The following is a 24,123-nucleotide window of genomic DNA, read 5'->3' on the forward strand; positions in this document are numbered from 1 at the left end:
TCGGTCGCTAACTCCGACCGTCGGCAACAGCGTCACAGAAGAGGGGCAGGTCCGCTGCGTCGCTGTCGGGCTCGGTCTCTCACTCCGGCAGAAAAATCGAACGTCGGTGCTGGAACGCGTTAGGCTTCGACGTCGACGTCTTCCTCGTCCACGTCGACGGCTGTCTCCTCTTCGGCGGCGACTTCTTCTGGCCGCGCTTCGAGCGTGGTCTTCTTGATCTCGACGCGTCGGAGCGGGTAGATGTCCTTGGCTTCGCCGTAGATAGCCGAGGAGAGACGCCCTTCGACGACGCTGTCGATCAGCTGTTCGAAGGTGCGGTCTTCGGCCGTCTCCCGGACGAGGTCGATCATCGTCCGGCGGATGGCCTTCTCCTGGGAGGCGTCGGCCTTCTTCGTCGTCACGGCGACCGGCTGAATCTGGACGCGGTAGTCGTCCGTGGTCAGCACGGTGATGTAGGCCTCGACCTTCGAGGAGCCGCGGCGGACGAGCGAGCGGAGGTAGTCCCGCGTAAGTTCGTGGCGGATGAACTCCGTGTACGCCGAGTCCGAGGCGACCTCGTTGATCTTGAAGGTCAGCTTCGTGTTGTTCTCGCTGGCGTCGTTGGTCAGTTCGCCGAGCGTTGTTTCGATGGTGCGTCCGAGCACCTTGTCCGGTTCGTCTGCCGGTGTCTTACCGAGAACCTCCCGGTCGAACTGCTCGGGAGCCTGCACGGTGTACCACCGTTTCTGTTCTGTGCGCTTGGAAACGCTTCGTTCACTCATGGTTGGATTGTGTGTGTTGGTCTGCGAGCTGTGCTGCAACCCGGATGTTGACGACGTAGTCGTCGACAGTCGCCTGCAGGCCGCCGGTCGAGTCCCGCTCGACGGTCGTGACCACGGTGTCGCCCTCGACGCGCGTGGTCATCTCGTCGGTGTTGTCGGGCCGCACCGCGCGTGCGACGCGTTCGGGCGAGTCGTGCGTCGTGCGAATCTCGGCCCGTCTCATACTGCCTCCCGGAACGCTTCGATGAAATCGGCCGTCGAAACGTCGAACCGAGCGCGTGCCCGGTCGCCTGTTCCGACGGCGTCGCCGCCGACCGTCTCGGCGGCGGCGTGCATCGTCTCGGACACGTCCCGGCCGTCCGTGGCGCGGGCCGCGGCCGCCGTGTCGGTGACGACGAGCGTCACCGGCTCCGGTGCGCGGAAGTCCGCGAACAGTCGAGCGACGGTGCCGGTCGGCATCGCGTCGCCGCGGGCGACGAACAGGCCGTCGTACCGGCCAGTGGTCGCCTCGGACACTGCTTCGTGGGCGCGCGCGGCGTGACTGCGCCAGGCGGCCAGCGCGTCCTCGCGGACGGCCTCGTGGCCGAGCGCGAGCGCGACGGCGGTGCCCGGCTGTTCCCGTGAGACGGCGTCGAGTACGTCGGCGTAGCCGCCGACCGTCTCGAAGGGGCCACCCATCGTCGGGCGGAGCGCGCGTTGGACCGCGTCGGCGGCCCGTGGCGGCGCGTCCGCAGTGACAGTCAGGGCGACCAGCGACGCGAGGCGTCGGTGGTCGTCGGCCGAGCGGTCCGCAGACTGGTTCGCGTCGGCGCTCAGGTCAGCGAGCGTGGCCCGTGCTGCATCGGCGTCGCCCGAGAAGGGCGCGACGAACAGCGTCGAGTGGGCCAGCCCGTCCGCGAGGTCCGTGCCCGGCACTGCGACGCCGGGTCGGCGGTCGAGTCCCGCCTGCTCGGCGGCTTCGGCGACGGTCCCGTCGACCTCTCCGGCGGCAATCGTGCCGGCCAGAGCGAGCGCGGGGTCAGCCGTTCCGCCGAGTTCGCGGGCGGTCTCAAAGGCAGTCGCGGCGGCGCGGTCGGTCAGCGTCACGTCGGCAGTCGGCTGCGTGCGACCGATGGCGACAGTGATGTCGGTTTCCGTGGTCCGGTCGGGGTCCTCGAACGGGCGGACGACGCTCGCCTGAAACGGCGTGTCATCCAGTGCCCGTGCCAGCAGGCCAGTCGCGGCCAGCGCCTCGCCGGTCGCGTCGCTGACGAGGCGCACAAAGGTGGCCTCACTGAGCGACCCGGCGAGGTCGCCCGGCGACGTGGCTGGCGTCGGTTCCCGACCGGTCGCCGACATCTATTCGAGACCCAGCGCTTCGACGGCGTTGTCGTAGCTGTAGGTGAAGTCCTCGTCGACCTCGTCACCGCGGTAGTAGTCGATGAGGCGTCGGATCTTCGACTGCGTGTTCTGGAGCGCACGCTTGTTCTGGTAGTCACCGGGGTTCTCGTCCATGTGGTCGCGCAGGCGGACGGCCCGCTCGAGCAGGTTCCGAAGGTCTTCCGGCAGGTCCGGCTCAGCTTCGTTCTCCTCGAGGATCTCGGTGACTTTCTTGCCGGTCGCGAGCGAGACGTCAGGGATCGGTGTCCCCTGAACGCCCTCGTCGCGCAGCTTCAGGCCGATCTCGCTGGGCGAGTGGCCCTGTTCGGCCAGTTCGACGACGCGCTCTTCGATGGCGTCCTCGTCGACGTCACTCCACTCCGGGGGTTCGTCTGCCGCCGGTTTGTCCGAGTCGGACGAACCGCGACGGCGTGTATGCATTCGTGCCATTGTAATCTGGTTGGAACCGCACGAACCGCTCTCGTTACGAGGCGTATTGGCACTGTACAGTGCCGAACACGGCCGCAATCCCGAGCTGTGAAAATTCACAGCGAGTCAGATTTGCGGTCGTGCTGTTCCCATCTCCCTTTCTGAGAGGGCGCGACTAAACCGTTCCGCTTCCCGGTCGCGTCTCGAAACGGCGACACAGTCGTCAAATACGTCCCACAGCCGAAACACTCCGCAGTATTACAATTGATAACCCGCCCGCCTATCTTAAGTAATTTGTTGGGGTAGATATGCGCAGTATGGGTAGCGCTGGGCGGAGACTCGGCAGTCGCGGGCAGAGTGCTCCGCTCGGACTAGCGCTGGTTTTCGCAGTGATGATTATCTCGACGACGGCGGTCGTTGCACTGGGTGCCGACGCAATTACGAGCACGCAAACGCAACTCGACGTGGAACGAACCGAGAAGTCGCTGACAGAACTCAATTCCAAAACCGCGCTCGTAGCGCTGGGACAGACGGACGTGCAACAGGTCTCGCTTCCCGCGAGCAGTTCGAGCACCTATCGTATCGACGAGAATGCCGGGTGGATGAACGTCTCCTATCAGAATACAACGTCCGGGAGCCGGACGACTGTGTTCAACGAATCGATGGGTGAGGTGGCGTATCACGGCAGCGACGAGACGCGACTCGCGTATCAGGGAGGCGGCGTCTGGCGGTCAACCGGTGACGGAACGTCGGTGATGGTGTCCCCGCCCGAGTTCCACTACCGGGACGCGACGCTGACGCTCCCTCTCGTGACAGTGAGCGGGTCCGGGACAATCAGAGACAGCGCGTCGATCACCCACAACCGAACAACGTCGCACTTTCCGAACACCACGCGAAACGCGAACTTCACGAACCCGCTGGAAGACGGGAAAGTCAACGTTACCGTCCAGAGCGAGTACTACCGAGCGTGGGGCGGATACTTCGAGGAGCGAACGGACGGTGACGTGACGTACCAGCCCGACAGCAGTCGTGTTTCGATCGTTCTCAAGGTCCCTGCAGGGCCGCGAAAAGTCCGGAACGCCGTCGCCGCGACGAGTGATTCCGGGTCGATCAAACTGAGCGGGAACGATGCATTTACCGACAGCTATACGTCGGCAGACGGGGACGGGTACGACGCCTCCGAGGCCGGTGACAGCGGCAATCTCACGACGGCAGGTGATGTCACCGTCACCGGGAGTGCGGAACTGAACGGGAACATCACCTCGGGCGGTCGCGTCGAATTCAGTAGTAACTCGATGACGTTCAACGGCAACCGGGTGGAATGGGCGGACGCGTTCGAGGACAAACACGGAGCGTGTTCGGGGTCCTGCTCCGACGAACAGATCAGTTCGTTCGGCGACACCACCAGTATCAACTCCCACGTCGACACACAGGTCGACGACCTGTCGTCGTCGAACGATAACGGGGGAACCATAGCCGACGACGGCGTTATCGACGGCACAGAGGGGGCGACGACACTGTCTGCTGGTAGCTATCACGTCGACAGGATCGACCTGAGCAACGACGTCGAGTTCGACACGACTGGTGGAGATGTGATCATTGGTGTCGAGAACTACGTGAGCCTGAACACCGGGAACGATATCACGGTGTCCGGCCCGAATCAGGTGAAGATATACGTAAAGGGCGAGTCGCCCGCGTCGGGCGGGAGCGCTGACGGCTATCACTTCTTCACACGGGCGAGCGAGATCAGGACAACCGGCGCGGTCAGTGAGCGGTCGACGCAAGTGTGGATCTACGGCAAAGATAATCTCCAGGCCCGGATGGAGAAGAAAGGGTCAGATAAGTCCAGAGTCACCGGCGTCATCTACGCGCCGGGGGGAAAGACCGGAACGAGCACGTTCGAGATCTGGAAGAGCGAACTCTACGGCGGTGCGGTCACCAGCCAAGTCGAACTGGAAAAGGGTGGCAGAGTCCACTTTGACCGGGCACTCAAACAAGAGCGCACAATTCCCAAAGACACGAGTGTAGTTGCGATCACCTATCTCCACATCTCGACGAACGACGTCAATATCACGTCCAATTGACCGCCGACACACCTCACTTCATCACTACCGTAGCACTTGGCGTCGGTCGGTTTTCGTTGTGGCTGCCATAGACAGTCGCTGGTGGCGACTATCGACGAGGTGGCCAGCAGCCTTATCAGCTGTGATAACTACTGTCGGATAATGCGATTCCCCTGGGGTCAGGGTCGGGGTCACCAACGGGCACAATCAGCCCCGCTCGGGCTGATACTGGTTCTCAGTCTCGTCATCGTCGGTTCCGGCGTCGTTGTCAGCCTGGGAGCGACGGCGCTGGTCGATACTGAGGCCGGGCTCGACGTCTCCCGGGCGGAGACGGGGATGACCCAACTGGACTCCCAGGCGGCCCTGGTGGCGCTTGGGAACGCCGACAGCCAGCGGGTGTCTCTCGTCGGGACGGACAGATCCACGTACCGAATCGACGACACTGCCGGTCGGATGACCGTCAATATCACCAACCACTCTGCTTCGCCCCCGACCACGGTCACGCTGATGGACGAGCGCCTCGGCGCGGTTGTCTATGAAAACGGGAACCAGGAAGTCGCCTATCAGGGCGGCGGGGTGTGGCGGCGCTCCGACAGCGGCAGTGTCATGGTTTCACCGCCGGAGTTCTACTACCGGGACGCGACGCTGACGCTCCCACTCATCACCGTCCGCGGTGACCGCTCGCTCGGCTCGCGGGCGAGTATCTCGAAGGACGGCACGACGCAGGTGTATCCCGACCAGGCAGCTGGGAACAGCAATCCGCTGGATACCGGGACGGTCAACATCACCGTCCAGAGCGAGTACTACCGGTCATGGGGGCGCTACTTCGAAGAGCGGACCGACGGCGACGCGTACTACGACCACGAAAACGACAGCGTGACCACGACACTGGTCGTGCCGACGGGGCCGCGAGAAGTGACGAGCGCCGTCGCGGCAACGTCCGCCGGCGGACAGATTACGCTCTCCGGTAGCGGTACCGACCCCGCTCGAACGGACAGCTACAACTCGTCTGTCGGCGACTACTCGACCTCACAGGGGTCGTTCGGAACGATCACCACAGCCGGTGACGTGTACGTGAAAGGGAACAGCGAGGTGGACGGCTCCGTTCGGTCCGGTGACGGAGTCGAGGTCAAGGGAAGCGGCGTCGTCACCCGTGACGTGGAATACTCGACTACCAAGCATATCAAGGGCACTGTCAACGGCGATGTCAGACAGATCTCGGGCGTCGAGGGAGCCGGCGCTATCGACGGCCTGGTGAACCGGCGAGTCGCCAACGCAAGCGATACCAATGACAACGGCGCGACCAGCAGCATTTCGGGGAACCAGCTCGACAGCGGCGACCAGACGCTGGGCGCAGGCACCTACTACCTGGAAGACCTGACGCTAAGCGGCGAGACGCTGACGATTAACACTGGTGGTGACGACGTGACCATCGCCGTCCGGGACTACGTCTACATCGAGAACAACGGGCAGATAAAAGTCAACGGTGGCGGGAAAGTCCGCCTCTACGTCAAAGGCGAGGCAACGTCCGCCAGCGGTCACCACTTCCACATCTATCGCACCGGGGACGTCAACATCGACAACGCCAATAACTCCAAGCAGTTCTGGGTGTACGGTCAGTCGGACTTCGACACCGTCATCGAGGGGGACACCGATACTCCGCAGTTCGAGGGCGTGATTTACGCACCCGCCGGCGGCGTCGGTGCCAGCAGCGTCTCACTCAAGAAGGCGGAGCTGTACGGCGGCCTCGTCGCCGGGTCAGTCACGGTGGATAACGGCGGACTGGTCCACTACGACCGGGCGCTCAGAAACGAGCGGGCCGTCCCGAAGAACACGAACATCATCCGGCTGACGTACCTCCACGTCTCGAAGAACCGGATCAACGTGACCAGCGGGTAGTCGACCGGCTACTGGTCGATGTCGACCGCAATGTCGTGGTAGACGACGTACGTCCGCTGGATGCCGCCGGAAGACGACGTGAAGTTACACCAGCCGTCGGCCCCACAGGCGAACCCTTCCTGCTCGAAGTACGACTGCCAGAGTGCCTCGCGCTGTGGAGTCGAGTCGACACTGACGTTGACGTGTTCGATGTTCCCACCGGTATCGGCGAACGAGACGTTGCTGCTCCGGTGGTTCGTCCGGACGAGCACCGTCGACCCGCCCAGGCTCTGCTGGCCACTGGCGGTCGTGCCGACCACGGTGATGAGCACGCGGTCGTCTGAGACGAGTATCGGTGGCGTCCGTTTTTGCACCCCACCGTCCCGGTTCGTCCGATACACTGCCCCTGCCTCGTAGACGAGCTCTCGCTCCTGGCTGCCGGCGTAGATGATCGGTCGTATCTCCCAGGTCCCGACGTCTTTGGGGGCAGTCCCGTCGTGGACCTGTACCGATATCGTCGTGTTTTCGCCCGTCCTGAGCGTGGCTTCACCGAGGCTGACCTCCGTCGCACGGCTCGGCGCGCCCTGTTTGTGGAGGTCCGCGATGTTGTCGGAGAGCACGTCGAACGCCCGTTCGGCGTTCTCCATCTGCTCCGCGTCCCGAGCGTTCTGTAACGCCCCCAGCCCGCTCACTGAGACGAGTATTATCGATGCCACGATGAGGCTGAACACCAGGGCGAAGCTCAGCACCTCACTTACGGCGCGGTCAGCCATCTCGCACCTCCAGTTGATCGTTCGATTCGTCGTAGAACACGGTTATAACACCGCCGCCAGCACTGGAGTCCCCTAGGTCTGTCCGGGTTTTGAGCAACACAGTCACCGACACGTCCGGCGACGTCGATTCGAGCGCGAGTTCATCGGCGCCGGCGTCAATCGAAACCCGGTAGCCGGTTCCACTCACCCGCGCCGGGAACGTGTGATTCAGCCGCGCAGTCGGGTCGTCGTCGGCAGCGACCACCAGCCGGTCGATACGGGCGATGTCGGCGGCGACCTGCTGTCCGACGACTTCGAGTTCGTCCCTGATGACCTGCTCCTGCCGATTCTCGACGAAGTTGCCGCCGGCAATGAGGAGCCCGGACACCAGAATCGAGGCGATGGCCAGGCTCAGCGTGTAGCTCAGCGTCGTCGAGACGGCACGGTTACGACGCATCCGGCTCACCCGGGGCCACCCGTATCTTTGCTTCGTACCGGAGGTTCGACGTGTCGTAGCGGTAGCGGACGGTCACATCGTAGATTGCGGTCGTGCTGAACGGCGACGCTGGCGCTGTATCGAGCGTGTAGGCCCGCTTGCTATCGCGGACAACCATCGAGTAGTTCCCCCTGATCTGGTCGCCTGACTCGTAGGTGATGTTGTACTCGTCGCCGACGCCGTGGGCGAACCGCCCGTCGAAGCTCCCGCCCTGGAGCGCGAGACACGGTTCACCCTGCACTGTTCCGCCAGTCACGTCGATGTGGGCGTACGGCTCCTCGATAGGGACAGCACACGTCTGTGTGCCACTCGGTGTGTCGACTTCCACGTTGACCGTCCCGCTGGGTCCGACATCACCCCAGACCCGCATCGTCCATTTCGGGTTGCCGCCGGTACCGTTCGCTACGACGACGAACTCGCTTCCCGAACTGGGGAGCTGTGTCGCGTTGATGACGAACCGTCTGGTCGCGTTCGTTCCGTCACCCGGGCGCGTGACCCGCTCTCTGACCATCCAATCGGCGCTCGGTGTCGCCTCGCCGGATTCAAACAGTGACGTGTTGGTCTGGGCGATCCGCGTGCCGTAGGTCGGCGAGCCGGCGAGCGTGACGTTCACCAGCGTCCCGCTCGTGACTCGCTGGCGTTCCGTCTGTGTGCTGACGGTCCGGATGCTCTCACGCACACTGGTTTCGAGTGTTGTTTGGGTCGAGTGGTTGTACCTGTTCGCCGCGGTGACACCCTGCCCGACGTTCGTCTCCACCATCGCCCGCATCTCCAGCGCGTCGTTGCTCCCTGCAACCTCGCCCCGACTCGCGAGGTTCTGCGTGTAGATCGCGGAGTTGACGACCAGCGCAAGCCCGATGAACGTCACCGCCAGGGCCAATGCGGCGATAAGGATTATCTGTCCGCGTTCGTCGTCTAGATGCGCCACGCGACCACCTCCACGCTGACGGTGTTGTAGACGTTCTTTCCGGTGTCCGAAACCGTATAATCGGTCGCTGGATCCCCGATCCGCGTGCTGTTGCGCGTCCCGTCCGCATCACGCAGATGGTCGTCGTCCATGAGCGTGATTGTGTGGCTCGCACGCACCGCGTTGTCGCTCGGTTCGCCGCTGTAGACGTAGCGGGTCGTGACGGTTCGCTCCTGCGTGTTCTGGAACCTGAGATAGACGTTGTACGCGATTCCCCGCTGGTCGAACGCGCGTTCTAGCAACTCCCCAAACCGATTGTCCGGCGGCCCGTTCGTGTAGTATTCCCGACCACCGGCCGTGTTGTGGAACTGCGCCGTGCTGTTGTCCCAGTAGAGCACAGCCGGTTTCAGTGCGTCCTCTGCCGCCGCCGAGGCGAGGACCCCGTGGCCGATCGCCTGCTGCTGGTTCTCGATGTGTTGACTCGACGTGCTCGCCGACAGCGGCGTCACCGCTGTCATCTGTAGCGCGAACACCAGACTTGCCAGCAACACCATACCGCTGACGATCGCTTCGAGCGTGTGTGCCTGCGCGCGCATGCTACCACATCACCACGCGTACTGTGACATCCTGCCCGTTCAACGAGACCACTCGCAACGCAGTGACCGACGCGTCGTTGTTTGTCGGCGGGTTCCCACCAGTCGTGAGTACCGTCCCACAGCCGGCCCCAGCTTCGACGAGTGCCTGATTCGCTCCATCCCAGCACAGAATTTCGTCGGCGGCTGGTGTCCCCGTCGCGTTCCCCCGGATTGTGACGTTCACGTTTTCCCGAGCCGGGTCGAGTCCGACCCGTTCCTCCGCACTCCCGCCGGACTCGTAGCCGCATCCTGACGGTGGTGCGTTCCCAGCGAAGAACTCGCGCGTACAGTGTTCGTTCAGGACGTACGGCTGCTGTGGCGAACCGAGCATCCCCATTGTGAGCCCATCGGCGACTCTGTCGGTCGTGACTGTCTCCTCCTGAACCCCCGCAGAAAACGGTGACAACAGCCCCGGAATGAACAGGAAGATGAATATCAGGACGCTCAGAAACAGGCTCATACCGATCGCGAAGTCCAGCGTCGTCTGCCCGCGCCGGTGCTCTTCGATCCAGAGTGACCGGCCGACACGCCGGTCGTTAGACTGCGTCTCGTTTCTCCTACGGTTCATGAGCCTGATTCACTAAACTGAGATTACTGTAGGGATGGCCTCAGTCGTTATAGCCATTATGGCCGTACTGTAACACCAATTACCAGACTTCTACGCACTCTGCGAGGCCGACGCAATACTGGTCTAACCAAGACCATGGGGCCGGTTCTCTATGTCCCGGTGCTTCGATGGGTTTAAGCAATCCCATCGGGAAGCAGACAATGCACGCAAGGGCTCGTAGATCAGGGGTAGATCACTCCCTTGGCATGGGAGAGGCCCCGGGTTCAAATCCCGGCGAGTCCATCCGTATTTTACCGCGGTAAACAGGGAATTAATAATACGGCGAGAGCGCCGTTTCTCTCTGTTTTCGGCACAATTGGGGTTCGAGAAGCCTCCCCGGAGAAAGAGAGTTCACCGGGGATCCGGATGCACCCCTCGCAGTCACGCGATTATTCCGAGGGAGTACGGTTCTCTGACAATTCTTGGAGGTGGTCGGCGTGTCGCCTAAACGCGATCTCGCCCAGCCCGCCGACTGGCCGTTCGCTCGTGATGAGTTCGTCCGTGCGTCTCGCCTCCTGGAGGCAACCGACGACGATGTTCGTCGATCTATCGAGCGCGTCGAGGACGGTGGTCAGCAGTGACGGACTGGTCGTCCTATACTCAATACTTCTGTAGCCACTGCCACGAAGAGTGCATAAATCACGCCGATAGTCTCCCAGCGCAGCGCCATCGCTGCAAGTCCTGTATTCTTCTCGAACTCGACAACGCCCCTGAAACTGGTGACAAACTCACCACCAGTGAGGGAACGGGAGAGCTGGTACGCCCGGAAGCGCAACGGAGTGAGCATCCCGGAACGGTCGGCGAGCGCCAATCGCCGTCCGCACCAGTTCGACCAACTGGAAGCGCCCCCTCGCGGGGCGACCCGGAAGCCCGAGCGTTCCCCCCGAACCCGGAGGGTGAGGGGAATCCCAACAACGACACACTGGGCAGCCGACGAACGGACGCCCGTTCTGATGGTCCCAAATGAGCGTCGTCGAGCCGCCGGGACACCTGGGCGGTCTCGACCTCGCGGATAGATGTAACACTCCCGTCTTAGCAGACCTTCTCGAAGAGCGCGACCTTCTCGGTCACGGCCAATTGCTTGATGGAACTCTCACAGAACGCGACGAAGATCGCGTACGCGTAGCGAAGTTTATTGCGGCGCATCCGGAGGGTACACCGCTGTCACACGTTGTTTCGTACGCCGTCAAAGGTATCTCACCCGAAGCTTGCGAGCGCGTCGAAGGCTCCGACCCCGACTACCAGTTTGCATACCGCTTCATAGACGACCTTGTAGCCCCTGAAACCCCCTACGTACGGAAATCCGAGTCTTCAGGGGTCCTGATGGTGACCCCGACCCTCCGCCTTCTTGACTTGATTACAGAAGGCATTACTCAAACAGCCAACGAAGAGGGGATCAAGTACGACAGAGAGTTTCTGCGGAACTACCTCGCTAAGGTCGATTCTGTCGACGATGACCTCCGGGAGCTACTGAAGGACGGTTTTACATCCTACCTCAATCGTATCAAAGACTACAAACTCCTGTTCGATGTCCACTTCGTCGACCGGCGTGGCGGTGAGTCAACCAAGCGGATGACGAAGGACTACAAGACCCGCTTCAACGACCAGGGCCGTGTTTCCAAACAGTTCGCACGGTTCAACGATGCACTCGAATACGGGTACGAGAACGCTGAAAACGCTGTTTTGGTGACACTGACGACCGACCCGAAGCGCCAAGACTCGCTACTCGACGGAATCGACTCTATCAACGAGAATTTCAATCGGCTCCTGTCCTACTTCGATTCCGACCCATCGACGAAAGACAATACCCGACGTTCGGCCATCCCAGGCTGGCGGCATGATCTCGATAGCGAAGTGACCGGGCGACCGCGTGACCGACCGGACTACATCAAGGCCCTGGAGTTTACGGAGAAAGGCTATCCGCACCTGCACGTCCTGTTCTTCGACGTACCAACCCGTGACGAGGACGGTATGCCGTGGCTCTGCGACAAACCAGAAGTAGCTGCGAAGTGGGCCGACTACGACCAGGGCGAGATTGTCGACGTGTATCCGCTGACCTACCGTGACGACCTCGACGACCTGGAGCCGGAGTTCCAGAGCGACGAAGGCTTCGTCGACTGGTATCGCTTCGGCGACCACGATCACGGCGAAGACTGGGTACGCGAGCGTACCCGGTCGCACGAGCTGATAGAATTCGGCGACGACGGCCACGAGAAAGAATCAACTGCTGGCGCGTATCTTGGCAAGTACCTGAGCGCGACGTTCGGCTCGTTGCTTGACGCCACAGAATCTTTCGAGCAGGCCGACGATGACCGAGAGACGTACTCTGATAAGGCGGCTACTTGGAAGCTTGCACTGTACTGGGCGACAAACCGGCGCTTCTGGTCTTGCTCAAAACCGATTACGGAGGGTATTGACCCAAATGACCACCTGCAAGATCCCAACGTTCGTGAGTCAGTTCGGTGGTGTTCGGTCGACTCAGTCCAAGCCGCGAGCGAGAGCGAGATACGTGACAGTCTCGCGCGTCGGCATTGGGACGACATTGACGATCTCGACGCTGCCATAGAGCGGGCGATTTCCGATGTGGAACAACCGCAGGTTTGTTCAACACTGCCCTCTGATAATTCTTTCCGATGTATTGTTGACTACATTGGTGCTTATTCTTACTGGGATCTTCCGACTAATGTGTTGGAGTCTGGGTTTGGTAGCCTCGGAGAAATTGAGGATTCAGTGAAGGAACCAGAAGGCTCCGAACATCCACGTAATAATGACGAATTCTAGCAATCCAACATAAGGCATCCATCTAAATAAGATTCTGTCCTGTTTGATTGCGTTCGGATTTTGATCCTCGATCTTACGATAATTGAAAAATAAGTACGTGAGGTTCCAGAATCCGACAACAATCGGTGCCACAGATATAGAGATCATTACATAGCCAAGAGTATGTGGACTAGCGATGAAATCACCAAGAATAACGAGATCATTTATGATAGGCATCTCAGAAATAGCCCTTGGAACCGTCACATTTGGTGCTGACCTTCCAAGTGGCCCTGTCAGGATCATCCCCTGTCTATATGGAACAAACCCGATGATCTGGAGAAGGAATGCTAAATATGCACCAATAGAAAGTCCAGCAATACTTATTATTTTAGCTTTTTCAACAATAGAAGGGCTTATTTTTGATGTTGATTTGTCCGCTGATGTAGAAAATGGCGGAGTACTCATGTTCCACAAGATTCTCACAGACTTACGAATGACTGATAAAGATCGCAATAATACTACACCTCCGAAACCAAGAATGAAAAAGAGCGAAATAGTGTGCAGCCACAGGTAGACGATCCCGTCAATCTCATTTGGTGACACATATGGATGGAAATATTCAAAAAGTTGTTCAGCAGAAAACACAAGCAAAACGATAGTAATTGGTCCAAATACTGCTGCAAAGCCATCCCTCAACAGATTAACTTGGAAATAGTCTTTCAATTTACCAATTGTTAATTCACCCATTTGTTTAGATAATGAAATCGTATCTTATATTCATATCGGCCGGTTGAATGATTACAATAAAAATGAGATGTAGTGTGAATACAATCCAGCAAGCTGTTTGCTTATACTAATTCTTGGATACAATCGCGCATACAGAGTCACAGTAAGATAGGTGTTACCATATCTTATTTATCTGGTATTTTCGTCAGTACGATTCTCTCAATAACTGATACCCTAAGTATAATATCCCACAGTGAGTTTCTGTATCAAAATGGAATCCCCACAGGGTGAATCCTTCTTTTTCGGATTATTCACTCTCTTTTTTGTAGCACCTGTTATCTCATCCACTCTCCCATTCAATGAGGGCGTAGCTGTCTCTGCTCTCCTTTCAGGTTTTATTGGGATTTTACTAATTTTCTTCTCTCTTTCTTTTGGAAACGACTCTGACCTATCGCAAGAACTAGCGAGTATTCGATATGATCCGACAGGGGAGTCTGCTCTTCAGACAGGCATTAGTGAAGCAAGAGAGACCATTGATGCGCAGATAGAGACGCTGAATGATATAGACACTAAAGCAATCCGTGTTTTGAGAGTGAATGTTTTACTGGTCGGACTCTTCATATCTGCGTTAACATTTTCAACGAGAACTAATTCTCTTAATTTAGATGCTTTTATAAATATTTATTTAGGAAATGGTATACTCCTACTGATACTATCAACGGTCTCTGCAGGACTCACATACACCGCATCTAATTTTAAACCAGGAATCGGGAAGCAGAATATAATAACTACACTTGAGGAAGATCTGAATAAGGAAGAACTTGACAGAGTACTGATTAAAAGTTATGCCAAGTGGATAAACGATAATAATTCAACTCAAACTTTGAATGCATTCTATTCGACATCAATGTTGCTCTTTTTAATATATGCATTAACTTATCTTGCTCTCGGAACATACTCTGCTCTTATAGACGATGTCCCACTCTTTCTGAATATAATAGCCATGCTTGCTTTGTTCGCAATTACACTGGCCTCTGGATATTTATCCCAGATCAAGGAAGTGGGTAGACAGCTGGAGCGTGATATCGGCTAATTTCTTACCCAACCTATTTACCCTACCAGCCGCAAACATGTAGTAAGTATGCCCCCACAACAAAACGAAGATGATGAAGAACGACGTGAGCGGGTTTCACGAATCATCTTCGATGGTCAAAAAGTCTCGAAGGGCAGTTAACCGCCTGATCCATAGGTACTCAGCTTTTCTATTCTGAGTTAGACGATTCTGTTCAAATACTATAACTCAGATATTTGGATAGATCGATTACCTATCAGCTAGTTTCTCTCTTCAGACTTCTCAACTAACTGTTGGCTGAATTGTTTCTCACCCTTGCCATGACAGAATTGATGATCTAATCTAATACAGTCGGCTCCAAATTTTGAACAAGATGAGAGGAATCTGAGTTGGTGCTATCGTACTTATAGTATTTTATCGATGCCTCAAACCCTTCTCTTCACTTTCACCGAGCCTCCGACCCCTAGTTAAGTCCATATCCTCCGAATCGTTCTGTGTATGGCAACTCAGGAAACGCCATCCTTCGACGATCTCGAACCGGTCGACAACAGCACTTCTGACGACTACGATTCGGAGTGGATTGACCTCGAACCCGGCGAATCGGTCGTCGGTGAAATTCGGGAACTCACTCCCAACTGCGGCAAGTACGACACGACCGTCATCGAGCTGGCCCGTGGCATCGGCGACGTGGTCGCTATGTGGTCGAACAGCCAGATCGACAACGCGCTCGACGACAACGACCTCGGCGAGGGCGACGTAGTCGGCATCAAGCACACCGAACAGACGAGTACGTTCACGAACGAGGACGGCGAGGAACAGGAGTACGACATCTGGAAGGTCCGGGAACTCCCTGCTGGAGGGCCTGAATGAGCTACCAGAATCGAGCGAGCGACATGGTGAGCGACTACATGAACATCCGTAGTCTGCCCGCCATGCTGTCGGTGGCGTTCGTCGCGGCCAGCCTCTACCAGTTCGGCGGCATCACCACGGTCGAACTCCCGTGGCTGTCGTACACGCTGACGACACAGCACTCGTTACTGATCTCGCTCGGGGCCTTCGCTGCGGCGTTTGCCAGCTCCGAGACAAAGCAGTTCGAGTACTACGAGGACTGGGAGAAGATCGCCATCGCACTGGGTCCCGCTGTCATCCTCGGCAACGAGTACCTGCCAGCGGTGAACGACTTCCTCACTTCCCTGGGTGACCCGCTCGGGATGCAGCTGGCGTTCGTCGCCACGGTCGTCTCCTGGGGAGTCGCTGTTCAGTAAACCGATGACACGACGCTATTCTTTCGGAGGTGAACCCCGATGAGTCACGCACGCTCGATCTTGCTGGCTGGCCTGCTCGTCCTGTCGACAGTCGTTACTGGTGTCGGTCCCGCGCTGGCACAGACGGCTACGGACAGCGGGCCAGTCACCTACGAGTACACCGGCTCCCCAACGACGCTGATTGTTGATACCAGCGCCCTCGACGGCGGCACGGAGTTCACCGTCGAGTACACCACGCAGGGTGGACCGTCCACCGGAACGACCGTGTTAGCGCGCGAAACGTACAACACGGCGAACCTCAAAGAAGATCAATTGCTGTTCTTCAACGATGGTGCGTATGAATCGGTGAACGTCACGGTGTCGGGCTACTCCGGCGGCGAACCGACGTTCGACTCTAAGAGCGGGCTTCTCGGCGGTATTAACCTCGTGCGGACGGTCGTCGGGACGACCGGCGGCGACTCTGATTTGACGTGCGACACGTCCGATAGACTCGGTAGCATGACCTCGGGTGTCACGTATCTGGACTGCACGGCACAGCCGGGCAGTACAGGCGTCAACACGACCGGTACGGATGCACAGCAAACGCATATCGATGCGTACCAGTCCGCTCAGAACAGCAAACAGCAGGCAGACAACTACCACAATACGCTGGACAACTACCTGTCAGATACAAAGACTCAGGCTCGCATCATCGGCAAGAACGCCTATATCAAGGCACTCAACAACGGGAGTAGCAAGGCAGCGGCCAAAACCGAAGCTAAGTCTGCCGTGGCAGACTACTACGCCACGAAACAGGAAAATTTGGCGTCTGAGTGGACTCAGCAGGCCACAAACGCAGAATATCTTGCGGACGTTATGGAAAGTGAGAGCGGTCTAACTGCACCGCCACGTCCTGACTCAAGCACTGCCCCCGATCTCGGAGTGAAGGGCGTCGGCGGAGGCGGTCGAGAAGCCTATATTATCTATGACCCGTCTGGTTCTCAGACAGAGACAATATCGCTCGTAAATGGCGAAACCACCGAGTATAGGACCATATACGTGGAACACCGGGAGTTCTACGATGGTGTCACTCCTGCCACTACTCACGTTGGTCCGGCCACTGGGCGGGTTAACCACACAAAAGCCGCAGATGGGTCAAAGTATGGGCAAGGACTCAGAATTACGGCTCCGAACAGTAATTACAACAACCTCGAAATCATCAATTTCGAGGACTACAGCACCAAATGGGCCGAAATAGAATCACAGAATACGCAGGTACAAAACGAAATGGACACGCTGGCGGAAAACACCTATAACGCCTATCAGAGTGGTGAAATCAATAATAGCGACCTCGTGGACCCCTACGTGTTGGCGTCCCAGCAATCCGCAGGCGACGACTTCCAGGGCTGGACTGCGGCCCAGCTCACCCTGTTGGGGGCGAACTCTCCGGAGAACTTCGACCAGATCGGGAGCTTCAACGTCACCACTGGAGACGGAACGCAGTACGAGGGCGTCCTGTTCTCTCAGGAGAACCCTGGCAGCGGGCAGTTCGAAAACAGGACAACCTACGATACGGCAAACATCGGCGGCACGCAGTACGTCGTCACCAGTGACCAAATCGTCGAACTGGACGGGACGTTCACCATTGACAGAATCACCACAACAAGAGGTGAAACCACTGAGAACGTCACCATCCAGAAAACCACCTACAAGACAACCAACGTCACCGAACTGAAACAGCAGTACGATGACTTGGCGAAGCGCCGAGCGGAGATCGAGGCGCGTGAGCAGAATCTTCGTGGCTCTGCTGGCGGTGGTCTGCTCGGAGGTTCGTCATCGTCACTTGTGCTGGTACTGGTCGGCGTTGGTACACTCTACGCCGTGAGCCAGCGGCGAACGGGAGGTAACAACTGATGGTCTACTGGCTGGCTCTCAAGCTCGTCCCCCGTGACGTGTGGCTCATTCTGGTCGGACTCGTCGCGCTGCAACTCTCGGGGGCCGTCGACGTGATCGGGCCAGCCATTGATCTGATGTCGTCCTGGCTCCCGGAACCCCCGCTTGATTGGTTCTGGTGACCAACTCGCAGATTTTTCGAGCATGAACCCACGTACGCCCATACTCCTCATACTGATCGTCAGCTGTATCGCTCTCGCTGCACCAGCGGCAGCGCAGGAAACAACGAACGAAACGGCGGCCTCGACGAACGTCTCTGCACCGGATGGCGCACCCAGTGATGTCGAACTCGTCGTCGATGAGAACGTTGTCGTGACTGACTACCACTACGCGGACGGCCAGCTGGTCATCGACTTCTGGTCGGACGAGTACAAAGTCGTCAGTGTCGCCCCGCAGGTCGATGATGGCTCGGAAGCGGGTAGCGTCTCATTCCGTGCTGCTGTCGTCGACGCCGATACGACGACTACGGTTCAAGTACCATCGAGCGGTGGCGTCACACTCTGGACTGAGCAGTCCATCGAACAACAGCGGTTCCACTACCTCCGTAAGCCCAACTCCTTCATCATCACTGGCCCGTGGAGCGGTGAGGACGTTCGTAACGCCGCCCTCGGCAGTGCGCTCGGCGTCGTGATTGCCGTCCTGTATGAAGCCGTCTCCGCGAAAATCGGGTCGGCCCAGCGAGGTGAGCGACTGGCATGACCGACGATGAGAGTAATCCCGATCTCGACCGCGACGAGATGGCGCACAACGCTGACCCTGGCCCGGACCACAGTCGGACCTATCGACTGTTCCGGTGGCTCACGAACAACCTGCTGTTGATCGCGTCTGGTGTCGGTATCGTCTTGTTCGTTATCGCGTCGATTCTCGGCTACGAACTTCCCCGTAGTCTGCGCCTGATCGGACTCTGTGCGCTCGTGACTATTCCGCTGGTCGGACGGCCGACCGGGAAGAAAGTCCGGTCGCTGCTCTGGGACCCGAATTACGTCTGGCTCGTCGACATAGATGCCCGCCACACGAAAGGCGGCATCTTCCGGACTCCAGGGCAACGGTTCCGCGAGTGGTCCGTCGAGGACGGACAACTCGACTGGGTGAGTCCCAATCTTGCCTTCGGCAAGAACGTCGACCTCGAATCCCAGACCGTCGAAGGATGCTGGCGCGGAACCCTCTCTGACCGGGAGCTGATGCGAACACTCCAGGCTGTCGAAGAGTGTCGCGGCCAGCTCGAAGCCGATGCCAAGCGCGGCTTCGCTATCGAAGCTCAGGCGTTTACGATCATCCGTAACGCCACCAGAAAAGCGGTTCTCCGTATCGTGTCGACGTTCGAGCGCGGGACACTGCCCGATGAAGGTGACGCACTGACCGACGAGATAGATTCGGCCATCGAGCAGTTCGGACTTGACCGGAAGATTCGACACACTGAGGACGACGAGTCTCCGGAGTCTGATGTTCCGGGCGTTCGTGTCGATCTCGACCAGGACCTCGCCGACCTCGCTGGTGCTGGCGACGGAGGTGTTTCAGCTGATGACTGACTCCGACGAGAGACTACTGACGGCGGCCAAACTCAACGAGGTCGTTGCTGGGAACATCGAGGGCGGTGAGTCACTGCACGAGCATACCGGTGTCGTGGCTGATGACGCAGACCGAGCGACCCTGTCGTTCGTCTCCTCACTCTTCGACCGTGGTGCTGAGGTAAGCGGTTCCCGGTCGTTCGGGCAAACCTCTCTCTCCGACGTTCTCCAGTCCAAATACCACACCGAAGCGGCTACCCGTGCCATCGAGAACGGCAACGGGTCGCTCGCTTCCTATCTTGTCGGCATCACTGAACAGGAACTCGACGCGTCGTCGCTGACGGTGACCGCTCGCCTGATGGATCGGCTCGATGCCGACGGGACACTGACAACGGTTCTCGCTGCGGGCCGACCCAACACTGGCAAGACGAACACGATGTTCCTGCTCGCCTCGGATATGGCTCGTGCTGTTTGGGACGACGTGCTGGTTATTTCGAACTCCAAGACCTGGGAAGGCGCTGACCGCTACGTCTCGACGATGCACGAGCTGATGACGCTCCTCGTCGAGAACCGCGACGTTCCGAAAACGTTCGTCCTTGATGAAGCCAGCCGGTACATGGATGCCAGAGTCTACAGCCGCGAAGTGAGTACCCAGTACGCTCCCGCGCTGAAGGCCATGAGCAAACTCGGCGTTGAGGTCGTCGGTGCGGTCGGACACACCGGAAAAGACGTTGTCCCCGAGTGCAAGCGACTGACCAACTTGGCGTTCTGGAAATCAGCACCGGATGTCGTCGACTTCTACACCAACTGGGACGGTGACGCAGACCGGCCTGATTCCCCGCTTTTCGATGCCGACCTGACGGATCTCGAACCGACACTTCACAGCTACGACCCAGACGACGTTGCCTCTTGGAAGTGGGATCTTGACCCTGACGTGTGGCACGGGTTCGACAACTGGGATCACTTCGGCGACCGTCTGGAAGAACTCGGTCCAACGACGTAGCCGACGATCTCCTCGATCACGTCGCCCACCCACCCGCCGACCCACCGCTTTCAGTGGTTGGGTACGTTGTGTCTGTGATTACACCAACACCACAAGCGAACAGCGACGCGAAGCGCCCCCCTCACATGGGGGGCCGAGCGAGCCTGTGAGCGCACGCCCCCGAGCGGAGCGACGGGGGCAATCCTGCTGGAATATAGAGTAATAGTAGTATTTTGACTATATCTGTACGTAGCTATTCAAGTCTATGTTCCGTAATTGACGCTGGACTTTGCCCCTTTCATCCTGGTTTATATAAGAATCATCGAGATTCAGTCCAGCGTTTTGGGATATAATTCCACGACTATGTAGTATTGTAAATATTACTAGTGAGAATCTCAGATAATCCCACATTCGGTGTTGCTGCCTCTTTTCTGTATTCTCAGAGCCGTGGTCTCCGTGTACAAAATTGTTTCTTTTGTTATATGCATCAAGGACATCCTGCTTAACTGTGTGAGGATCAAGAGAATCTATTGCAGACCCTAATACAAAGGCTGCATTGAGTGCGATTCCCTTACTGGATTTCAACTCACTTTTCGTATTTTGTTTATATAATGATTCCAGTCCAATTACGGAAAATGCGATACTAGAATGCTGTCGGGTTCTTTGTTCAATAGAAGTATCATAATGTTGGAACGGGACAGAAAAGAAGGATGTGAATTCACGACTATTGCCGTCGTAATATTCCTCAAGAAGGTTCCTGAGATTTTTCAGTCTTTTAATATCAATTGGAGAAAACTTCAACTTGGGATGTGTATCCCTGCCCGAATTTGTCGATGTTCTACCGGTATCCAAGTATGATACCGGCTCAATTTTACTGAAACAGACATCTGCATTACTCGGACCAAGTATCCTTAACAACTTGATGAGAAAATCTATGCTCGCAGCTTGAGATGCGTTAATGGCATCATACTTCGGCGAATTTGTTACATCTAATCTGATTATTGATGTCGGGAACCCCCAAGATATTGGACTACCATGTGTTGAAGCCAAGCCATCTATCCTTTCTTTGTATATTCCGTCCGCCTTCCGAATAGGCAGTATTCGTAAGTTGTTGTCTATAATTATCTCATTTTCAACATTGACTGATTGAACAAAATAGAATCCTCTAGTTTTTGACTTCCCCTCCGAGTCTAATACTATATTATTGTAGATCTCATCTACATCGTATTCGCAATTACGATCAGAAATTCGGTGGTAGTTGAAACAAACGCGAACAATATTGTATATGTAACGGTCATCTATATCAAATCCGAGGTCTTGTTTAATAGAATCGATTAAATCACGCGTTTCTTTCCACTCTTTTATTCTATTTTGCATTCGTACGTCAAAATCTTTCATATCTGTATGTTCCCCTATCTTAAAAGTCAAAGTATCACCAGAGCCTACCAAAAATCTATAATTTACTTCTCTCCCTTCTAAAGATTCAAATGTATCCTCGGCTCTCTGTAAAAATTCTTCTAAGTCATTCCTAATTCGGTTATTACGAAAACTTCTTGCCATATCTATCATCCTATCTGAATCATTATCACTCATATTGACTCCATTAGTCGTGGATGGCGTGGGTAAGGATATAATTCAACATCAATCTCGCCTTTCAAATACTGTTGTCCTTCGGTTGTGATCTCAACAAAATCTTGGTCTTCAGTAAGAAACGCAATTAGATCGGCGTCAGCTAAAACTCGACACCGTTCTACGACTTGTGCTTCTGTGGCATGGATTCGATCATGTTCAGCAATTTGGCGTGGGGTTGAAACTGATTCATCTCGAAGTTTCTCCAGTATCCGATCGTCGATACACTGCTGCCAACGGGCGGTCTTTCGTATCGTCATAGTGGAGAGCTAACTACACGTCGTTTGTCTCTGGCTCTGCAGGGGAGGACGGCTCCGATAGATCGTTTTCACCTTCGACATAGACGCCTTCTTCGGCGTCGTATTCTTCGTCGAGATATGCTTCTCCTTCTTCGGTGATCACGTAAGCTCCATTCCCAACATGGGTCAGAAGTCCATGCTCGGCGAGTTTCTTCATTCGACGGCCGATCTGGGTTCTCGAAACACGGACTAACCCACTGTCGTGGACTTCCTTGGGCGTCCCCGTACCCTCGTTCTCTCGCATCCATTCGAGGATACGGTCGTCCCACACACTCTGCCACGAACCGGATAAGCGCATTTGAATAACGTATTCTACTCTTCCTACCTAATTCAGTTCTTTTCTACAATTACTTACCAATTGAGCATATATAGCTGTTCGATACATTTATGCACTCTCCAAGTAACAGTGTAGCTGCGGGCCGCCCGTAGATGGCCCTCGGCCATCGAGAACCGGGCCGTGCTAGGACACGGCCCAGAAAGTGGCTCCGCCCGGCAAACCAATGTCGTACGGAACCGATACGGGGAGTACTCCCCGCACGAGAGTAGTCGAATCGCCCGCTGAAAAATCCGCTGTTCGCCCACGTACGGAGTACCGCGTTCGGTGTCCTGACTGTAACTTCTCCAAGCGGTACGACTCATATGCCGACGCCACTTCCCACCAGCGTCGCCATTCCTGCCCACACTGCGACCGGATGCTCGGTCTATCTGAAGTGCCACGCCGGACCCCGGATGATTCCCTAGACGCTGCCGAAGCGGTTGCTGCTGCACAACAGGTTCGGCACGCACTCATTCAGGACGGACCTGCACCTTCGGTTTCGAGAATACTCGAAGAGATGGGGCGTGACTCAGACGGCTACCCTCTCGGTGACGAACCGAAGGACATCTCCGCCCACCAAGCAGCTCGCCAGCTACTCGCCGACGGGGTGGAAGTGTGAGCGACGATCTCGAACCGATAGCTCCTGCAACTGCGGTGAACCTCTACCTCGATCACCGAGAACCGGAGCTGTCTGAAAAATCCCTCACGAACCAGCGATACCGGCTCAACTCGTTCATCGAGTGGACCCAGTCGAAGGGAATCGAGAACATGAACGAGCTGACTGGACGCGATCTACATGAGTTCCGAGTCTGGCGTCGACAGGGCAAAGGAAGCGAATACGGGGAAGTGTCTAAGGTTACCCTTCGGGGCATCCTCGCTACGCTGCGGAAGTTCCTCGAATTCTGTGCCAGCATCGACGCAGTCGAACTGGGAATGCGTGAACGGGTGTTGCTCCCGGAGGTCGATCCCGAGGAAGCCTCGAAAGATGAGAAACTCGATACCGAACACGCAGAAGCGATCCTCGACCACCTGAACCGCTACCAGTACGCTTCCCGCGAACACGTCATCTTCGGAATCCTCTGGCACACTGGTATTCGCCTCGGTAGCCTCCGGTCACTCGACCTAGACGACTTCGATGCTGATGGGCAGTACCTACAACTGCGGCACCGACCGGAGACAGGAACTCCCCTGAAGAACGGACGAGCTGCCGAGCGGTCGATTGCTGTTGGTGACTTCTACGCCGAAGTGATTCAGGAGTACATCCAGAACCACCGAGATTCGGTCACCGACGAATACGGTCGGGAACCGCTCATCACCAGTGACCGGGGCCGTCTGAGTGAGACACCTATCCGGAGTGCTGTCTACCAGTGGACTCGGCCCTGTATGGTCGGTGAGTGTCTACACGGAGAGAACCCGGAGAGCTGTGAGTACATGACTCGTGACACTGCCAGCGGTTGCCCGTCGTCCCGATCTCCACACGGTATCCGCCGCGGTTCGATCACGAAGCACCTCCGAGACGGGACACCGGAAGAGGTCGTTTCGGATCGAATGAACGTCTCGAATGACGTTCTCGACCAGCACTACGACCAGCGCAGCGAGCGCGAGAAGATGGAGGTTCGACGGGAGTTCATCGACGACGCATGATTCAGAACCAGTACACTCCAACGGATGAATCTAGGAAATGCGCATCCTCGAATAGGCTAACAACCCGGCGAGTCCATCCTAATTTTACCGTCGTGGATGAGAG

General features: G+C 57.1%; 27 protein-coding genes and 1 tRNA gene. 15 read left to right on the forward strand and 13 right to left on the reverse strand.

Features of this window, described 5'->3' with window-relative positions; all coding sequences use genetic code 11:
- Positions 1-119 precede the first annotated feature (119 nt).
- From C442_RS18425 to C442_RS18440, 4 genes are read right to left on the reverse strand one after another with little or no spacing between them, the layout of a single operon-like run.
- Entirely contained in the window at positions 120-761 is a 642-nt protein-coding gene (locus C442_RS18425; protein ID WP_008313082.1) for a 30S ribosomal protein S3ae, read from the reverse strand.
- Entirely contained in the window at positions 754-984 is a 231-nt protein-coding gene (locus tag C442_RS18430; protein ID WP_008313084.1) for a KEOPS complex subunit Pcc1, read from the reverse strand. Before C442_RS18430 ends, C442_RS18425 begins: the two co-directional genes overlap by 8 nt.
- Positions 981-2,099 carry a hypothetical protein gene (locus C442_RS18435; protein WP_008313086.1) on the reverse strand — a complete coding sequence of 373 codons (1,119 nt, stop codon included), beginning with the start codon at positions 2,097-2,099 and terminating at the stop codon, positions 981-983. The genes C442_RS18430 and C442_RS18435 overlap by 4 nt, the downstream gene beginning before the upstream one ends.
- On the reverse strand, positions 2,100-2,570 hold the full coding sequence (locus C442_RS18440) for a 30S ribosomal protein S15 (RefSeq protein ID WP_008313088.1): 471 nt from the start codon (positions 2,568-2,570) through the stop codon (positions 2,100-2,102). It abuts the gene before it with no gap.
- Between the two features lie 296 nt (positions 2,571-2,866).
- On the opposite strand from C442_RS18440, the gene C442_RS18445 reads away from it, so the two are divergent.
- Both C442_RS18445 and C442_RS18450 read left to right on the forward strand, forming a co-directional pair.
- Positions 2,867-4,633 (forward strand): DUF7289 family protein, encoded by a 1,767-nt coding sequence (locus C442_RS18445; protein ID WP_442905015.1) that lies wholly within the window; start codon positions 2,867-2,869, stop codon positions 4,631-4,633.
- 141 nt (positions 4,634-4,774) lie between these two features.
- Entirely contained in the window at positions 4,775-6,511 is a 1,737-nt protein-coding gene (locus C442_RS18450) for a polymer-forming cytoskeletal protein (protein ID WP_049943109.1), read from the forward strand.
- Positions 6,512-6,519: 8 nt separating this feature from the next.
- On the opposite strand, the gene C442_RS18455 is transcribed toward C442_RS18450, so the two are convergent.
- Genes C442_RS18455 through C442_RS18475 form a run of 5 tightly spaced genes read right to left on the reverse strand, consistent with a single transcriptional unit; the run spans position 6,520 to position 9,848 of the window.
- Positions 6,520-7,263, reverse strand: coding sequence for a DUF7289 family protein (locus C442_RS18455; protein WP_008313093.1), 744 nt, complete (start codon positions 7,261-7,263; stop codon positions 6,520-6,522).
- Positions 7,256-7,699, reverse strand: a complete 444-nt coding sequence (locus C442_RS18460; protein ID WP_008313095.1) for a DUF7266 family protein — start codon at positions 7,697-7,699, stop codon at positions 7,256-7,258. Before C442_RS18460 ends, C442_RS18455 begins: the two co-directional genes overlap by 8 nt.
- Entirely contained in the window at positions 7,689-8,666 is a 978-nt protein-coding gene (locus C442_RS18465; RefSeq protein ID WP_049943097.1) for a DUF7261 family protein, read from the reverse strand. The genes C442_RS18460 and C442_RS18465 overlap by 11 nt, the downstream gene beginning before the upstream one ends.
- Positions 8,654-9,241, reverse strand: coding sequence for a DUF7288 family protein (locus C442_RS18470; protein WP_008313098.1), 588 nt, complete (start codon positions 9,239-9,241; stop codon positions 8,654-8,656). Before C442_RS18470 ends, C442_RS18465 begins: the two co-directional genes overlap by 13 nt.
- Before the next feature lies 1 nt (position 9,242).
- Positions 9,243-9,848 (reverse strand): DUF7287 family protein, encoded by a 606-nt coding sequence (locus C442_RS18475; RefSeq protein WP_008313100.1) that lies wholly within the window; start codon positions 9,846-9,848, stop codon positions 9,243-9,245.
- A gap of 210 nt (positions 9,849-10,058) precedes the next feature.
- Between C442_RS18475 and C442_RS18480 the strand changes: the two genes are divergently transcribed.
- Together C442_RS18480 and C442_RS21875 are read left to right on the forward strand one after the other, a co-directional pair.
- Positions 10,059-10,130 (forward strand) — tRNA-Ala (locus tag C442_RS18480).
- A 194-nt stretch (positions 10,131-10,324) separates the two neighbouring features.
- Positions 10,325-10,468 carry a hypothetical protein gene (locus C442_RS21875; RefSeq protein ID WP_161606636.1) on the forward strand — a complete coding sequence of 48 codons (144 nt, stop codon included), beginning with the start codon at positions 10,325-10,327 and terminating at the stop codon, positions 10,466-10,468.
- Here C442_RS21875 and C442_RS21610 read toward each other — a convergent pair.
- On the reverse strand, positions 10,459-10,698 hold the full coding sequence (locus C442_RS21610; protein ID WP_152418489.1) for a hypothetical protein: 240 nt from the start codon (positions 10,696-10,698) through the stop codon (positions 10,459-10,461). The two genes, C442_RS21875 and C442_RS21610, sit on opposite strands and share 10 nt — an antisense overlap.
- Positions 10,699-10,850: 152 nt before the next feature.
- Here C442_RS21610 and C442_RS18485 point away from each other — a divergent pair, with 152 nt between their 5' ends.
- The gene (locus C442_RS18485) at positions 10,851-12,668 is read left to right on the forward strand and encodes a hypothetical protein (protein ID WP_239642334.1); all 1,818 of its coding nucleotides are present in this window, start codon (positions 10,851-10,853) and stop codon (positions 12,666-12,668) included.
- On the opposite strand, the gene C442_RS21615 is transcribed toward C442_RS18485, so the two are convergent.
- Positions 12,615-13,394 (reverse strand): hypothetical protein, encoded by a 780-nt coding sequence (locus tag C442_RS21615; RefSeq protein WP_152418490.1) that lies wholly within the window; start codon positions 13,392-13,394, stop codon positions 12,615-12,617. The genes C442_RS18485 and C442_RS21615 overlap by 54 nt on opposite strands.
- Positions 13,395-13,644: 250 nt before the next feature.
- Between C442_RS21615 and C442_RS21620 the strand changes: the two genes are divergently transcribed.
- The 8 genes from C442_RS21620 (at position 13,645) to C442_RS18520 (ending at position 20,153) form a co-directional block, all read left to right on the forward strand.
- Positions 13,645-14,466 (forward strand): hypothetical protein, encoded by an 822-nt coding sequence (locus C442_RS21620; RefSeq protein ID WP_152418491.1) that lies wholly within the window; start codon positions 13,645-13,647, stop codon positions 14,464-14,466.
- A gap of 477 nt (positions 14,467-14,943) precedes the next feature.
- Complete coding sequence (locus tag C442_RS18495) at positions 14,944-15,315, forward strand: hypothetical protein (RefSeq protein WP_008313104.1); 372 nt, start codon at positions 14,944-14,946, stop codon at positions 15,313-15,315.
- Positions 15,312-15,710 carry a hypothetical protein gene (locus C442_RS18500; RefSeq protein WP_008313106.1) on the forward strand — a complete coding sequence of 133 codons (399 nt, stop codon included), beginning with the start codon at positions 15,312-15,314 and terminating at the stop codon, positions 15,708-15,710. The genes C442_RS18495 and C442_RS18500 overlap by 4 nt, the downstream gene beginning before the upstream one ends.
- A gap of 39 nt (positions 15,711-15,749) precedes the next feature.
- A complete protein-coding gene (locus C442_RS22310; protein ID WP_008313108.1) occupies positions 15,750-17,603 on the forward strand; it encodes a hypothetical protein in 1,854 nt (617 codons plus the stop codon).
- The gene (locus C442_RS21880; protein ID WP_161606637.1) at positions 17,603-17,764 is read left to right on the forward strand and encodes a hypothetical protein; all 162 of its coding nucleotides are present in this window, start codon (positions 17,603-17,605) and stop codon (positions 17,762-17,764) included. Before C442_RS22310 ends, C442_RS21880 begins: the two co-directional genes overlap by 1 nt.
- A gap of 22 nt (positions 17,765-17,786) precedes the next feature.
- Complete coding sequence (locus C442_RS18510) at positions 17,787-18,341, forward strand: hypothetical protein (protein ID WP_008313110.1); 555 nt, start codon at positions 17,787-17,789, stop codon at positions 18,339-18,341.
- The gene (locus C442_RS18515; protein ID WP_008313113.1) at positions 18,338-19,171 is read left to right on the forward strand and encodes a hypothetical protein; all 834 of its coding nucleotides are present in this window, start codon (positions 18,338-18,340) and stop codon (positions 19,169-19,171) included. The genes C442_RS18510 and C442_RS18515 overlap by 4 nt, the downstream gene beginning before the upstream one ends.
- A complete protein-coding gene (locus C442_RS18520) occupies positions 19,164-20,153 on the forward strand; it encodes a hypothetical protein (RefSeq protein WP_008313115.1) in 990 nt (329 codons plus the stop codon). The genes C442_RS18515 and C442_RS18520 overlap by 8 nt, the downstream gene beginning before the upstream one ends.
- A 216-nt stretch (positions 20,154-20,369) precedes the next feature.
- On the opposite strand, the gene C442_RS21630 is transcribed toward C442_RS18520, so the two are convergent.
- Both C442_RS21630 and C442_RS22680 read right to left on the reverse strand, forming a co-directional pair.
- Positions 20,370-21,725: a hypothetical protein gene (locus C442_RS21630; RefSeq protein ID WP_152418492.1), complete on the reverse strand. Its 1,356-nt coding sequence runs from the start codon at positions 21,723-21,725 to the stop codon at positions 20,370-20,372.
- A 309-nt stretch (positions 21,726-22,034) separates the two neighbouring features.
- A complete protein-coding gene (locus C442_RS22680; protein WP_049943099.1) occupies positions 22,035-22,358 on the reverse strand; it encodes a helix-turn-helix domain-containing protein in 324 nt (107 codons plus the stop codon).
- A gap of 412 nt (positions 22,359-22,770) precedes the next feature.
- Here C442_RS22680 and C442_RS18530 point away from each other — a divergent pair, with 412 nt between their 5' ends.
- A complete protein-coding gene (locus C442_RS18530; RefSeq protein WP_152418493.1) occupies positions 22,771-22,995 on the forward strand; it encodes a hypothetical protein in 225 nt (74 codons plus the stop codon).
- Complete coding sequence (locus tag C442_RS18535; protein WP_008313120.1) at positions 22,992-24,020, forward strand: tyrosine-type recombinase/integrase; 1,029 nt, start codon at positions 22,992-22,994, stop codon at positions 24,018-24,020. The genes C442_RS18530 and C442_RS18535 overlap by 4 nt, the downstream gene beginning before the upstream one ends.
- The last annotated feature ends 103 nt before the right edge of the window (positions 24,021-24,123 follow it).

This window comes from Haloarcula amylolytica JCM 13557 (genome assembly GCF_000336615.1).
In the GTDB taxonomy this organism is placed as follows: domain Archaea; phylum Halobacteriota; class Halobacteria; order Halobacteriales; family Haloarculaceae; genus Haloarcula; species Haloarcula amylolytica.